The 13,915-nt window shown below is 69.2% G+C and carries 13 protein-coding genes and 1 rRNA gene; 5 read left to right on the plus strand and 9 right to left on the minus strand.

From position 1 onward, the window contains the following. Positions 1-124: 124 nt before the first annotated feature. Both lpdA and IU476_RS16155 read right to left on the minus strand, forming a co-directional pair. Positions 125-1,528: a dihydrolipoyl dehydrogenase gene (gene lpdA, locus IU476_RS16150; protein ID WP_195100914.1), complete on the minus strand. Its 1,404-nt coding sequence runs from the start codon at positions 1,526-1,528 to the stop codon at positions 125-127. 224 nt (positions 1,529-1,752) lie between these two features. Beyond that, positions 1,753-2,727, minus strand: a complete 975-nt coding sequence (locus tag IU476_RS16155; protein ID WP_195100916.1) for a dipeptidase — start codon at positions 2,725-2,727, stop codon at positions 1,753-1,755. A 120-nt stretch (positions 2,728-2,847) separates the two neighbouring features. Between IU476_RS16155 and IU476_RS16160 the strand changes: the two genes are divergently transcribed. Beyond that, positions 2,848-4,908: a prolyl oligopeptidase family serine peptidase gene (locus IU476_RS16160; RefSeq protein WP_195100918.1), complete on the plus strand. Its 2,061-nt coding sequence runs from the start codon at positions 2,848-2,850 to the stop codon at positions 4,906-4,908. A 5-nt stretch (positions 4,909-4,913) separates the two neighbouring features. Here the strand turns inward: IU476_RS16160 and IU476_RS16165 are convergent, their stop codons facing one another. From IU476_RS16165 to IU476_RS16175, 3 genes are all read right to left on the minus strand, one after another. After that, positions 4,914-5,774: an alpha/beta hydrolase family protein gene (locus IU476_RS16165; RefSeq protein WP_195100920.1), complete on the minus strand. Its 861-nt coding sequence runs from the start codon at positions 5,772-5,774 to the stop codon at positions 4,914-4,916. Positions 5,775-5,971: 197 nt separating this feature from the next. After that, a complete protein-coding gene (locus tag IU476_RS37060) occupies positions 5,972-8,119 on the minus strand; it encodes an NAD-binding protein (protein WP_195100923.1) in 2,148 nt (715 codons plus the stop codon). 63 nt (positions 8,120-8,182) lie between these two features. Then, on the minus strand, positions 8,183-8,815 hold the full coding sequence (locus IU476_RS16175; RefSeq protein ID WP_228823678.1) for a TetR/AcrR family transcriptional regulator: 633 nt from the start codon (positions 8,813-8,815) through the stop codon (positions 8,183-8,185). 461 nt (positions 8,816-9,276) lie between these two features. Here IU476_RS16175 and IU476_RS16180 point away from each other — a divergent pair, with 461 nt between their 5' ends. From IU476_RS16180 to IU476_RS16190, 3 genes are read left to right on the plus strand one after another with little or no spacing between them, the layout of a single operon-like run. Then, positions 9,277-9,618: an ArsR/SmtB family transcription factor gene (locus IU476_RS16180; RefSeq protein ID WP_195100925.1), complete on the plus strand. Its 342-nt coding sequence runs from the start codon at positions 9,277-9,279 to the stop codon at positions 9,616-9,618. A gap of 3 nt (positions 9,619-9,621) precedes the next feature. Beyond that, positions 9,622-10,071, plus strand: a complete 450-nt coding sequence (locus IU476_RS16185) for an SRPBCC family protein (protein WP_195100927.1) — start codon at positions 9,622-9,624, stop codon at positions 10,069-10,071. Further along, the gene (locus IU476_RS16190) at positions 10,068-10,565 is read left to right on the plus strand and encodes an SLOG cluster 4 domain-containing protein (RefSeq protein ID WP_324194076.1); all 498 of its coding nucleotides are present in this window, start codon (positions 10,068-10,070) and stop codon (positions 10,563-10,565) included. The genes IU476_RS16185 and IU476_RS16190 overlap by 4 nt, the downstream gene beginning before the upstream one ends. 20 nt (positions 10,566-10,585) lie before the next feature. On the opposite strand, the gene IU476_RS16195 is transcribed toward IU476_RS16190, so the two are convergent. Beyond that, positions 10,586-11,221 (minus strand): maleylpyruvate isomerase family mycothiol-dependent enzyme, encoded by a 636-nt coding sequence (locus IU476_RS16195; protein ID WP_195100928.1) that lies wholly within the window; start codon positions 11,219-11,221, stop codon positions 10,586-10,588. A gap of 102 nt (positions 11,222-11,323) precedes the next feature. On the opposite strand from IU476_RS16195, the gene IU476_RS16200 reads away from it, so the two are divergent. Continuing rightward, positions 11,324-11,761, plus strand: a complete 438-nt coding sequence (locus IU476_RS16200) for a MarR family winged helix-turn-helix transcriptional regulator (protein WP_195100929.1) — start codon at positions 11,324-11,326, stop codon at positions 11,759-11,761. 112 nt (positions 11,762-11,873) lie between these two features. Here IU476_RS16200 and IU476_RS16205 read toward each other — a convergent pair whose 3' ends face one another. The 3 genes from IU476_RS16205 to rrf form a co-directional block, all read right to left on the minus strand. After that, positions 11,874-12,785, minus strand: a complete 912-nt coding sequence (locus tag IU476_RS16205; RefSeq protein WP_195100930.1) for an NADP-dependent oxidoreductase — start codon at positions 12,783-12,785, stop codon at positions 11,874-11,876. Then, complete coding sequence (locus IU476_RS16210; protein ID WP_195100931.1) at positions 12,782-13,759, minus strand: NAD(P)H-dependent flavin oxidoreductase; 978 nt, start codon at positions 13,757-13,759, stop codon at positions 12,782-12,784. Before IU476_RS16210 ends, IU476_RS16205 begins: the two co-directional genes overlap by 4 nt. Before the next feature lie 77 nt (positions 13,760-13,836). After that, positions 13,837-13,915: ribosomal RNA gene (rrf, locus tag IU476_RS37370) — 5S ribosomal RNA — on the minus strand; the annotation flags it as partial.

Consider the following 13,915-nt stretch of genomic DNA (forward strand, 5'->3'; position numbering starts at 1 on the left):
TAAGCGGCGCAGATCACAAAACACCAGCTGAAGCCGGTTCCCGCACCCCTTGCATGAACCCGCTACCGCACCACGCGAAAGCGCCCTCCGGTTCGCGAACCGGAGGGCGCTCTGACACCGCGACTCAGAAGTTGATCATGTGCCCGGCCAGGCCGTGGATGGCCTCCTGCAGCGCCTCGCTCAACGTCGGATGGGTGTGGACGTTGCGGGCCAGCTCGTTGATGGTGAGGTCCCACTTCTGCGCGAGGGTCAGCTCGGGCAGCAGCTCGGAGACGTCGGGGCCGATCAGGTGGCCGCCGATCAGCTCGCCGTACTTGTTGTCGGAGATCAGCTTCACGAAACCGGTCGCGTCACCCAGGCCGTGCGCCTTGCCGTTGGCGGTGAACGGGAAGGTCGCGACCTTCACGTCGTAGCCCTCGGCGCGCGCCTGCTCCTCGGTGAGACCGAAGCTCGCCACCTGCGGCTGACAGAAGGTGGCCCGCGGCATCATCCGGTAGTCGCCCAGCGCCAGGGTCTCCGCGCCGGCGATCGTCTCGGCGGCCACCACGCCCTGCGCCTCCGCGACGTGCGCGAGCTGGAGCTTGGCGGTGACATCGCCGATGGCGTAGATGTGCGGCACATTGGTGCGCATGTAGTCGTCGATCGCGATGGCGCCGCGCTCGGTCAGCCGCACGCCGGTGTTCTCCAGGCCGTAGCCCTCCACCCGCGGCGCGAACCCGACGGCCTGCAGCACCTTGTCGACGGTGACGGTCTCCACCGAACCGGACTTGTTGTCCTTGATCGACACGGTGACCTTGGCGCCGTTGTCCTCGATGGACTGCACCGCCGCACCGGTCGTGATGGTGATGCCGAGCTTCTTGTACGCCTTGGTGATCTCCTTGGAGACATCGGCGTCCTCGTTCGGCAGCGCGCGGTCGAGGAACTCGACGATCCGCACGTCCACGCCATAGTTCTTCAGGACGTAGCCGAACTCCATGCCGATCGCGCCGGCGCCCACGATCAGGATCGAACCCGGCAGATCCCGGGTCAGGATCTGCTCCTCGTAGGTCACGACGTTCTGCGACAGCGAGGTGCCGGGCAGCAGCTTGGTGACGGTTCCGGTAGCGATGATGACGTTGTCGAAGGTGACCGACTCCTCGCCGCCCTTGGTGAGGGCGACCGACAGCGAGTTCGGCCCGGTGAACGTCCCCTTGCCGTCGAGTTCGTCGATCTTGTTCTTCTTCATCAGGAAGTGGACGCCCTTGACGCGGCCGTCGGCGACCTTGCGGCTGCGGTCGAACGCCGCGCCGAAGTCGAAGCTCGCCTCGCCCGAGATACCGAACGTCTTCGCTTCCTTGGTGAACAGGTGCGCCAGCTCCGCATTGCGCAGCAGCGCCTTCGACGGGATGCACCCGACGTTCAGGCACACACCGCCCCAGTATTTCTGCTCGACGATCGCTGTTCGCAGGCCGAGTTGAGCGGCACGGATCGCGGCGACGTAACCGCCGGGGCCCGCGCCGAGAACGACGACATCGTAGTGGGAAGTCACGGGTTCGAGCCTAACGCAGGGTTATATGGCGTCGCCTTCGGCGCCGCGTGTTCGCGGCCTTGATGGCTCGCGTTTCGGCGGTCGAGACTCGCGCTTCGCGCATGCGCTTCGACCGCCGAAACGCGAGCCGGCCGCGAACGGTCGGTCGTAAGACTCCCTCCGTGGAGGGGAAGAGGGAAGGTAGGTTGCGTGGCCTTTGGGTGTGATGGTTTTTACTGGGGTTGCTATTCCCAGGCTTGGTGGGCGGCTCTGCGGAAGTTGGCGCCGAATATTGCTGCTCTCGACGGTTTGTCGAAGCCGCGGCGGGTTAGGGCCTCTTCTAGGCCGGGGACTTCGGTTCGGCCGAGGAGGTCTTCGGGGGGTGTCCATTGGAGGGGGCCCCAGCGGGTGTAGTCCTCGGAGAAGTTTTCGGGGGTGGCGGCTACTTCCTCGTTGAATTGGGCGCCGTCGAACGAGAAGTCGGAGCCTAGTCCTATGTGGTCTATGCCTACCAGGTCGGCGCCGTAGGCCAGGTGGTCGGCTATGGCTTCGATGCGGGCGGCTCGGGCCTCGGGGGCGTTGTGGCCCAGGAAGATTCCCACTCCGTTGATGCCGATCACGCCGCCGGTGGCGGCGCAGGCGCGGGCCTGGTCGTCGGTGATGTTGCGCGGATGTGGCCACAGGGCGGCGAAATTGGAGTGGCTGTAGATCATCGGCGCGGTGGTGATCTCCGCGGTGTCCAGGCCGGTGCGGGGCGAGCAGTGCGAGCCGTCGGCGAACAGGCCGACCTCGTTGAGAGTTCGGATCAGATCCCGGCCGTAGGCGGTGAGGCCGGTGTCGGCGGTGTCCAGGCAACCGCAGCCGGCCGCGTTGGCGTGGTTGTAGGTCGGCAGCAGCGAGCGAACGCCCAGCTCATGGAAGACCCGCACGTTGTCCAGGTCGCCGCCGAGCGGGCCGGAGTCCTCCAGGTCGAAGGCCAGCGCGATGGTGCGGTCGTCGCCGATCGTGTCCTCGACGCTCCGCACCAGACGAAACCGTCCGTCCGCCAAGGCATCTCGCCGGAACTGCCGGATCAGGGCGAGGGCGTCGGCGGTGGACTGCGGCGCGTAGCCGACGTTCACCGACAGGTACGAGCCGAGCGGGTAGCGGGCGAGCTCGGTGATGTCGGCGGAGGGCAGCAACGGCAGGCAGCAGTGCTGTTCCCACAGGACAGGCGGCAAACCCGGAACCTCCTCGGCATCGGCAACCGTGCCGCAATCCTAGGCCCACCACCGCGGCCGGATCGGAACACAACCGGATCGACGCGGCGCCGCGAACCGGCGTCGGCGACAATGGCGGGCATGAGCGGTGTCGAAGACCAGCAGACCGACCCCTACCTGTGGCTCGAGGAGGTGACCTCCGACCGCGCGCTGGACTGGGCGCGGGCCCACAACGAGGTGGTCGTCGACCGCTTCGCCACCTCGAACCGGTTCTCCGAACTGGAACATCGCATCCTCGACATGCTCGACACCGACACCCGCATCGCCTACCCGACGCGGCGCGGCGCCTGGCTGTACAACTTCTGGCGCGACGCCGAACACCCGAAGGGCCTGTGGCGGCGCACCACCTTCGCCGAATACCGCACCGACAGCCCGCACTGGGAGGTGCTGATCGACCTCGACGCACTGGCCGCCGCCGAGGAGGAGAACTGGGTGTGGGGCGGCGCTGCGGTGCTGCGCCCAGAACAGTCGCTGGCGCTGATCAGCCTGTCCCGCGGCGGCGCCGACGCCAAGGTGGTCCGCGAATTCGACATGACCACCAAGCAGTTCCGCGCACCGGCCGACGGCGGATTCCATGTCCCCGAGGCGAAGTCACAAGTCCGCTGGATCGACGCCGACACCGTTTATGTCGGAACGGATTTCGGCCCGGGCACGCTCACCGAGTCCGGCTATCCGCGCCTCGCCAAGCGCTGGCGGCGCGGCACACCGCTGGAGCAGGCGGAAACCGTGTTCGAGGGCGAGGCCTCGGACGTGGTGGTCTCGGCGGGCTACGACCGCACCCCCGGCTACGAGCGGCACTACGTCGCCCGCGCCACCGACTTCTTCAACGAATCGGTCTACCTGCTCGAGGACGACGGCACCCTGCGCCACTTCGACGTCCCGACCGACGCCTCGGAATCCTGGTACAAGGACTGGCTGCTGATCCGGTTGAAGTCCGCGTGGGAGGTCGGCGGCAACTCCTATCCCGCCGGCGCCCTGCTCGCCATAGATCTCGCCGCGTTCCTCGACGGCGCAAGGAATTTCGACGTCGTGTTCACCCCCGACGCGCACACGTCGCTGCACGGCTACGGCTGGACCGAACACCACCTGCTGCTGATCACGCTGGAGGACGTGCAGACCAAGCTCTACGTCGTCACGCCCGGCCCGGACGGGTGGACGCGCGAGCCGCTGGCCGACACCCCGCCGATGGCCACCACCAACGTCATGAATCTCGACCCGCTCGAGGGCGGCGACGAATTCATGCTCACCACAAGCGGTTTCACCACACCGGCGACGCTGCTGGCGAGTTCGGTGGGCGGCGAGACCGAGGCGCTCAAGCAGGAGTCGGCGTTCTTCGACGCCGACGGCATCGAGACCGAGCAGTTCTTCGCGCGCTCCGACGACGGAACCATGGTGCCCTACTTCGTGATTCGCCATCGCGACCGCATCGGCACCCCGGGTCCCACCGTGATGTCGGGCTACGGCGGCTTCGAGGTCTCGCGCACTCCCGCCTACAGCGGCGCGTCCGGCATGGGCTGGCTCGAGCGCGGCGGCACGTGGGTGATGACCAACATCCGCGGCGGCGGCGAGTACGGCCCCGAGTGGCACACGCAGGCCCAGAAAGCCAACCGGCACAAGGTGTACGAGGACTTCTCCTCGGTCGCCAAGGACGTGGTGGCCCGCGGCATCACCACACCCGAGCAGCTGGGCGCCGTCGGCGGCAGCAACGGCGGCCTGCTGATGGGTGTCATGCTCACCCGGTACCCGGAACTGTTCGGCGCCATCGTGTGTCAGGTTCCGCTGCTGGACATGAAGCGCTACCACCTGCTGCTCGCCGGCGCCTCGTGGGTGGCGGAGTACGGGGACCCCGACAAGCCCGAGGAGTGGGAGTACATCAGCGAGTACTCGCCCTACCAGAACGCGCGCGCCGACCGGACCTACCCGCCGATCCTGCTGACCACCTCCACCCGCGACGACCGCGTGCACCCCGGCCACGCCCGCAAGATGGCCGCGCGGCTGGCCGAACAGGGCCACACGTTCTGGTACCACGAGAACATCGAGGGCGGCCACGGCGGCGCGGCCGACAACAAGCAGATGGCCTTCCAGGCGGCCCTGATCTACGAGTTCTTCACCCAGATACTGATCGAGAAGCGAACGGACTGAACCGATTACCGGTCCCGCACCCACTTCTCGATGCGGTCGACGGTGGCGTGCGGGTCGGTGATCCAGCCGTTGTGGCCGCGCGGCTCCGGCTGGTGCCAGGTGGTGATGCGGGCGGCGGGCAGTTTCTCCAGCAGGTGGGCGGCCGAACTGCGCGGGGTGAGGTCGTCGCCCGCGAGGGTGATCGACAGGACGGGCAGTTTCAGCCGGGCGATGCGTTCCTCGTAGTCGATGTCGGCGTCGACGGGCATGAAGCGGCCGGTGCGGGCCAGCCGGGCCCAGTCGGCGATGAGCACCTTGGACTGGCGGCCGAACCCGCCCGCGGTGATGCGGTTGCCGGGCCAGAATCCGGCCAGGTTGGCGGTCAGGGAGACGGCCGCCGGACCCAGCAGCATCGCCGACCGGGCGATGCCCCCGTAGCCGCGGTAGTAGGGCGTGCCGGACGCGATCAGGATCAGCCCGCCCAGCCGCCCGCGCACCCGGGCCGCGTACATGGTGCCCAGCTGGCCACCCATGCTGTGCCCCAACAGGATCGGCGTGCTGTCCGGGAAGCGCTCACGCACCACCTCGAACATCGCCGGGAAGTCGACCGACACCAGCTCCTGATAGCCGTACCCGCTCGCGGCACTCGGTTTCGGGCGGCTGTCGCCGTTGCCGCGCAGTTCCCCGATCGCGACATCGAAGCCGCGCCCGGCCAGTTCCCGCGCGAAGTCGCCGTAGTAGACGCCCGGCACCCCCAGCCCGGGAATGATCACGATCACCGCCCGCGGCGCGTCCGCGGTGATCGGATGCCGATGCGCGCCGCGGGCCGGCACCAGCCGGACGGGGACCACGCTGCCGTCGGGCACCTGGATCGGAACGGTCTCCATGCGGGCACGCTACCGCGCCCACCCCCGCCGACCCCCGACCACGCCGACCGCACCCTCCGACAACAACCGGAACCCCCTTCGCCGCACCGATCGCACAGGGGCGAGCCGTCAGGAGACGACCCCAATCGCACACGGCAGCACCGTTCGGGAAGAGCCACCCGGCACGGCAACACCATCACGCAGGGCTCTGCAACGCCTCACGCGATGACCGGGTCCGGCTCGCCCGGGCCCTCGCCCGGCTGGGGCGCATCGTCCTCCGGCTCCGCGGACCCATTCCCGTTCCCCGCCGAAGTCCTACCGTGCCCGGCACTTTCGTCGTTTGCTTCGCTGGGCCCGCTGTCCACTTCGTTGAGGCTGCTGTCCACGGCGCCCGAAACGACGTGCGCCTCAGGTGTTTCGGCTGCTGGCTCAGGACCGATCACCGCCGTTTCTACCGGGTGCCGTTCCGCCGGAATATCTTCCGATCCGTTGGAATCGGTCCCGCGCACCGGCACCACGGCACCCGCTCCGACCGGGCCGCCACGCGTCGCGACCGTCTCGCTCTCCGGCCCGAGCGCAACGGCGCTCGAAGCCGAACCGACACCCGTCTCCGCCGTCCGCCCCTCGGGCTCGGCCTCGACGGAGCTCCGAGCCGGGCCGGTGTCCGGCCCGTCCGCGGCGGGAATCGGCGCTCCGGCCGACGCATCTCCCGCCGACTCACCGGCCGAACTCTGCGTGAGCAGGTGGTCGAGACCGGTGCGGTTGGACACCACGACGAGCTGGTTGCCCGCGGCGAGGACGGTGTCCTGGTCCGGCTGCCACTCCAGGTCGGCGCCGACGGCCGACTGCAGGGCCAGGACGCGGGTGTGCACCGGCAGCCCGGCCGTCCGGACCGGCTTGCCGACCAGCGCCGAGCCCGCTTCCACCGGAACCTCCGCGACCATCAGGGTGCCGCCGTTGATCGACAGCGTCGCGATCACTCGACGCTCGGCCATCGCCGCCGCGAATCCCTTTGCGGCGAGCTGGAATACGCTGCGCACCACCATGGTGTCGCGCAGGTTCTGCACCCGCTTCGCCAGGTCGTCGTCGGACAGCCGCAGCACCACCTTGAGCTTGCGGTGGGACTGTTCGTGATACGACTGGCCGAGCAGCGCGGCCTCCAGGTTCACCGCGTCGCTGCTGGTGAGCAGCACCAGCGCCCGCGCCCGCGACACGCCCGCCGCCTCCAGGGTGTCCTCCCAGGTGGCCTGGCCGATCACCACCGGCACCCCCAGGGTGCGCGCCAGCGCGATGCCGCGGGCGTTCTCGTCGTAGTCCAGCCCGACCACCTGCACGCCGAGATCGCACAGCTGCTCCAGCACGCGCATACCGACATTGCCCAGCCCCGCGACCACCACGTGCCCGCTGAAACCCGAAGGGTCCGGGCCGATCTGCTCCGACAACTGCGCGCGCAGCACCCCGCCCACGACCATCGCGGTGACGACGGGAGTGAGCGCCAAGCCGATGAACACGACCGCGACCTGCAACGCCTTGAAGATCGGTGCGCGCTGATGCTCGGGCTGCGCGGCGCCGGCGGCGTCGAGCAGCGTCTCGTACACCGCGTCGCCCCACGGATTGCCGACCGCGACCATCAGCACGCAGCCGAGAATGATCAGCGACAGCAGCCCCAGCATCAGGCGAACGAGGTTGTGCCGGGCCAGATATCGGAACCGCAGCAGGACGCGCCGCCGCGCGTTCAGCACGTACGGCGCGCGGCCGGCCAGCGCCAGCGCCCGGGCGTCACTGCGCGTGGACGCCAGCATGCGCACATCGCCGGAGTCCGAGACCGCCAGGCCGCACACCATCGTGCCGTCCGGAATGCCCGACGGCCCGGTCACATACAGCGTCCGCTCGCCCAGGCGCAGGTAGTCCAGGGCCGTCTCGCCCAGCGCCTCCGCGATGAACGACGGCGCCGCCATCTCCGAGATCGACAGCACCACGCAGTCGGCGAACAGCGTGCGGATGCGAAAACCCAAGCCGGTGTTGAACATCCGGATCACCAGCCGGATGTCCTGATTCAACTCGTGCGCCCGCAGCGCGGCGTGGAAGTTCTCCACGTCGGCCTGGTCGACGAGGGCGAGCGCCCGCGCCTCACCGACCCCCGCCACCCGCAGCGTCTCCTCGTCCAGCCGCTCGGAGCACAGGATGCGGACGCGGGGCAGCCGCTCCAGCTGCGGCACGTACCCGCCCCGCCGGTTCGGGAGCACGACGGTCACCACGCCGTCGGCGAAGCGTTCCACCAGCTGTGCCGCCAACTGATAGACGAGCGGATTGTCCCCACAGACAACGAAACTCGGGGATCGTTCCCCCACCTGATCCGGCCTCACAATTCGATGCTAGAGCGAATCACCAGCACACGACCAGGGGTGTTCGGCCGCGCGGGCGATAGCTCAAGCGCTCACCGCGCCGATGATCACCCGGCGCAGCACCCGGATCACGTCGTCGAGCGGCGGGCGCGGCTCGGCCCCGCTCCAGGCGTCCACCACGTAGTTGACCGCGCCGATGATCGCCAGCACGCGCATCTCGTAATCGCCGGGCGGAATTTCTCCCTGCAACGCCGCGTCTTCGGCGGCGCTCGCCAATAGCGAACCCCACGCGCGGCGCAATTCCAACCGGAACTTCTCCACCGTGGGGCCCGCACCGACCACTTCCACCAAAGCGACCCGAGCCTTGCGCGGATCCCGCCCGATCGATTCCACGTAGGCGCGCACGGCCGCGTCGATGACCTCGACCGCGCTGCGATCGGTTTGTGCGGCCAACGCGGCGGCGACCGCCTCGCGGGATTGCTCGTCGATCTGTTCGTAGAGCTCCAGTAGCAGCGATTCGCGTCCGGTGAACTCCTCGTAGAACTGCCGAGAGGACAGCCCGGCGTCTTTACAGATCGCGCCCACCGAACTGTTCGCATATCCGTCACGCGCGAACACGGTTAGCCCGGACTCCAGAAAACGCGCACGTCGCTGCCGCTGCCGGTCTTCTACGGGCTGCCCGGCGTACATCCTGCCCGCGTTCGTTTCCTGTGACATCGCGCCAGACAATACCCAAGTGCCCGATCCATACGGCATGGATCGGGCTCTTCGTTTACCGCTGGAATTTCCTCGACGATAGCTGAAAGTTGTCTGCCGCGCCCCGAGTGATTCCTCGACACGCCCCGCGGTTCATATCCAATTATCTCGGCCCGCGAAAAGCAGACCAACGAGGGCCCGAACCCCTCATCCGGATCAGGCCCTCGTCGGCACCGCCGGCACCTCACGTGCGACACGAGAGTTACCAGCAGTTTGCCTGTCCACCCAGGACGATACCGATTATCGCGCGATTTCGCGCCATTTTGAAGGAACTCCGTAGAATATTTCTGCGAGAATCTCGGAAACGCTTCGAAAGCGATCGCCGGAAAACCGCGCCGAAGGCAGAACGGAGGCGCGGCCGTGCCGCGCGATCGCTTAAGTATCCACTTGACTATCGAGCAGGAGTCCCTACACTCAAGTACGTGCTTAACCAATCGGAGCGGCTCGACCGGATCTTTCGCGCCCTCGCCGACCCCACCCGTCGCCGCCTGCTCGAACGACTCACCGGCGGCCCGGCGGCGGTCAGCACGCTGGCCGCGCCGCTGGAGATGTCGCTGGCCGCGGTCGTGCAGCACCTGCAGGTGTTACAGGACGCGGGCCTGATCCGATCCGAGAAGGTCGGCAGGGTTCGCACCTGCCAACTGGCACCCGATGCGCTCCGGCCGGCCGAACACTGGCTGCGCGCCCGGCGCACGCGCTGGGAGCACCGGCTGGACGCACTCGGCACGGCGCTCACCGACACCACCGATGATCACGAGGAGTAGGTCATGACACAGCATTCCGTCGTCCACGCCACTTTCACCATCGAGCGCGAGTACTCCGCCGATCCGGAGCGGGTGTTCGCCGCCTGGTCCGATCCGGCGACCAAGGCCCGCTGGTTCGCCGGTCCTGGTTCGCGGCACGAACTCGACTTCCGGGTCGGCGGCCGCGAACTCGCCGGCGGCACCCACGACGGCACCGAACTCACCTTCGAGACCACCTATCAGGAGATCGTGCCCGGCGAACGGATCGTGTACACCTCCGCCCTGCGCACCGGCGACACCGTCGCCACGGTCTCGCTGACCTCGGTGGAATTCGTTGCGGCGGAGGCGGGTACGCGTCTCGTGCTGACCGAGCACGGCGCCTTCCTCGACGGCCAGGAACAGGCCGACTGGCGCGAGCAGGGCACCCGCGACCAGCTCGACGCCCTCGACAAGGAACTGGCCGCCGCGCCGTGAGCCCCGTGCAGGTGGCCGTGTGCGGGCCGCGCGACTGTACCGACTCCGACGCCGCGCACGCCACCGAAGTCGGCCGGCTGCTGGCCGCGGCCGGCGCGACCGTCCTGTGCGGTGGCGGTGCCGGGGTCATGGCGGCGGTCACCGAAGGCGCTTCGCGCGCAGGCGGTCTCGTGATCGGCGTCCGGCCGGACACCGATCGCTCCGCCGCGTGTGCCGGTCTGTCCGCGGTGCTGTACACCGGGATGGGCGAGGCGCGCAACGCGATCCTGGTGGCGTCCGCCGATGCCGTCATCGTCGTGGGCGGTTCCTGGGGCACGCTGTCGGAGCTGGCGCTGGCGCACCGGCGCGGGGGCATTCCCGTTGTGTCCCTGGGCGGCTGGCGCGTTATCGACGCGGCCGGTACGCCGATCGAGAAGACCGTCACCGTCACCGATCCCGCCGCGGCGGTGGCGGCGGCGCTCTCCGCTGTAGGGGAAAACCTCCGCGGCACATAGCGTTCGGGGCGGCCGCGGCTTCAGGCCAGCTGGCCGACGAGTCGATCGATTCCGTCTCCGGAGAGCTGATCCAGCAGGGCGGTGCGGCCGGTGATCAACAGCAGCAGCGCCACAATCGGCCCGCGAACCTCGCCGCCCGTCCCGTACTCCCATTCGACGTCGTCGGCGCGCAGGTGAACCCCGTTGAGCCGATGCGGATTCCAGACCGGGCGGCCGACCCGTGCGGCGCGCTCGGCCGCCGCCGCGGCCGCCGCGGGCGCGACCGCGAGCGAGCGACCGAGCGGCAGGGCGATGTCCTGGCCGTGCACGATGGTGTCGAACAGGGCGTTGCGATAGTTGGTCAGCTTCGGCAGTCGCCGCGAGGCCGCATTGGCGCGGAGCTGGGCGACCAGTTCGCCGGTGGGGCGCGCCGCGTGGGCGCGGGTGAGTTCGTCGATGAAGCGGTTGTAGTCGCCGCGCACGCGCAACCCCGTCCGCAGCATCACGAGCGGCGTGGGCGGCTCCGGCGTCATCGCGAGATGGGCGGCGACCTCGCGAATGCGCCAGCCCGCGCACAGCGACGGCGTTTCCCACTGCGCGGGGGTGAGGTCGGCGAGCAGGTCGGCGATGGCACGACGCTGCTGTTCGATGTGCTGCCAACTGGTTTCGCGGTCCATGGCATTCCTCACCGTCACCGGGCAGCTCGACGAGATGCCCCAATAATTAGTAAGATATGCTGACTATTATGGTCAGTGTCTCTTACCGAGTCAAGGAGCGGGATGGCGGATGACGAGCTGAATGTCGGGCTGCTGATGTTCATCGCCTACCGGGCCATGGAGGACCGGATCTACGCCGGGCTCGCCGAAGCCGGCTATGGCGATGTGACGCTGGCGCAGGGCCGGTTGGCGGGTCGGCTCGCGCCGGGCGGCTCCCGCATCACCGAGTTGGCCGAGCAGGCTCAGATCACCAAGCAGACCGCCGGTTTCCTGGTCGACCAGCTCGAGCGCGCCGGTTACGTCGAACGGGTGCCGGATCCGTCCGACGGGCGCGCCCGCCTCGTCCGGCTCTCGCCCCGCGGCCGCGCGATGGCGGATCACGCCAACGAGATCGCCGCGGCCGTGCAAGCCGAATGGGCCGCGCGTCTCGGCGCGCGCCGCATGCGCAATTTGCGCGAGGCCTTGACCGAGTTGCGCGAACTCACCGATCCGTACGCGTGAGTCGAGCGCTTCGCACAACGGAGCCAACCCAGAGAAATGTTCGGCGCCACCGATCGGCGCGGAAACTCCGGCATTCCGCTCGATGATGCGAGAGTGCTTGCGGCGCAGTCGGTTACGACGGCGCGTCGACCACCAGCACCAGCTTGCCGCGGGCGTGGCCGTGCTCGCCGACGCGGTGCGCCTCCGCGATCTCGGCGAGTGGGAAGGTGCGGGCGACCGGGAGCGCGAAGCGGCCGGACTCGACCAGGTCACCGACCTCCGCGAGGGCGTGGAGGGCGCGGCCGGTGTCGCCGCGGCTGAAGCGCACGCCGTGCTCATGAGCACCCGCGAAGTCGGCGATCGTCACAACGTGGTCCGGGCCGCCCGCGAGGGCGACGAGTTCGGGCAGGACTCCGCTACCGGCGACGTCGAGCGCGAGATCGACGCCGTCGGGCGCGAGCGCGCGGACGCGTTCGCCGAGCCCGTCGCCGTAGCTGATCGGCTCGGCGCCCAGCGTGCGCAGGTATTCGTGGTTCGCCGGTCCGGCCGTGCCGATCACGCGGGCACCACGCGCCACGGCCAGCTGCACCGCGGCGCTGCCGATAATGCCGGAGGCGCCGTTGACGAGCAGCGTGCTGCCGTCGCCGACACCGAGTTGGTCGAGGGCGCGCGTGGCCGTCTCGACAGCGGCCGGCAGCGCGGCGGCGGCGGGGAAATCGAGCGACGGCGGGATCGGCGCGTAGTGCGACAGCACCGCCAGTTCGGCCTGGGCCACGCCCTCGGCGGAGAAACCGAACACGCGGTCGCCGACGGCCACATCCGACACACCCGCACCGATTTCGTCGACGACGCCCGCCGCCTCGTAACCCAGGGTCTGCGGCAGTTCCTCGTCCATCAGGCCCTGACGTTTCTTCCAGTCGCTCGGGTTGATTCCGGCCGCCCGCACCGCGATTCGGACCTGGCCGGGGCCTGGATGCGGGTCGGGGAGGTCGACGATCTCGAGCACGTCGGGGGCGCCGAAGCGGGAGAAGCGGGCGGCCTTCACGAGCGCACCTCCTGGGTGGCACAGAGGCGGTGCAGGGTCCGCTCGGCGTCCTGTGCGATGGCTTCGACGATGTCGGCGGCGGGTTCGACGGCCGTCACCAGGCCGACACCCTGGCCCGCCCAGACGGGCGCGGCCGACAGGTCGTTCCGGTCGGCGAGTTCCTGAAATTCGCGGCGGGCCTCGGGGTTCGTGCGGACCTCGTCGTCGCGGCCGCGCCACTTGTCGAGGTAGGCGTTGCGCAGGGTGCGGGCCGGGTAGCGGTCGGGCCAGGGTGCGCCGCGGGCGATGTCGAGGGTGCGGTTGCTCTCGGTGTCGTGTCCGTGGGCGGCCAGCAGGGCCTTCGTCTCCTCGGCGGAGAGCAGCGCCTCCGGGGAACCTTCGAATCGGGTGCCGATGAGTGCGCCCGCCGCGCCGAGGGCCAGCACGGCGGCCAGGCCGCGTCCGTCGGCGATGCCCCCGGCCGCGAGAACCGGTGTGGGACCGGCCATATCGACCACCACCGGCACGAACGACAGGGTGCCGACGGCATTGCCGCCACTGTGCCCGCCCGCGTCACCGCCCTGCGCGACGAGGATGTCGGCGCCCACATCGAGTGCGCCGCGAGCCTCTTCCAAATCGGTCACTTGCAGAATGAGTTTCGCGCCGGAGTCGAGGACGCGCTGCGCGAACGGCGTGGGGTCGCCGAACGAGAGCAGCACCGCGGCCGGCTCGAAATCCAGTGCCCAGGCGAGCGTTTCGGTGTCGACGCCCCAGGACAGGAATCCGATGCCCCAGGGGCGGTCCGTGCCCGCCCGCGCCAGCGCCAGCTCCGGCGCCAACTGCTCACGATCGCCCCTGCCGCCACCGATCAGTCCGAGGCCGCCGCCTTGCGAGACCGCTGCCGCCAGAGCGCCGCCGGCCACACCGCCCATCGGGGCGAGCGCGATCGGGTGACGAATCGAAAGGGATTGCGTGAACGCCGTCTCCAATGCCATGGGTCCAGCCTGACAGGTGCCGATGGGCAGATACGACGAAGGCCCCCGACAGTGTCGGGGGCCTTCGCGAACGTATGTTCCGGCGGTGTCCTACTCTCCCACACCCTGTCGAGTGCAGTACCATCGGCGCAGGTGAGCTTAGCTTCCGGGTTCGGA

The sequence above is a fragment of the Nocardia blacklockiae genome, assembly GCF_015477355.1.
Taxonomy (GTDB): domain Bacteria; phylum Actinomycetota; class Actinomycetes; order Mycobacteriales; family Mycobacteriaceae; genus Nocardia; species Nocardia blacklockiae.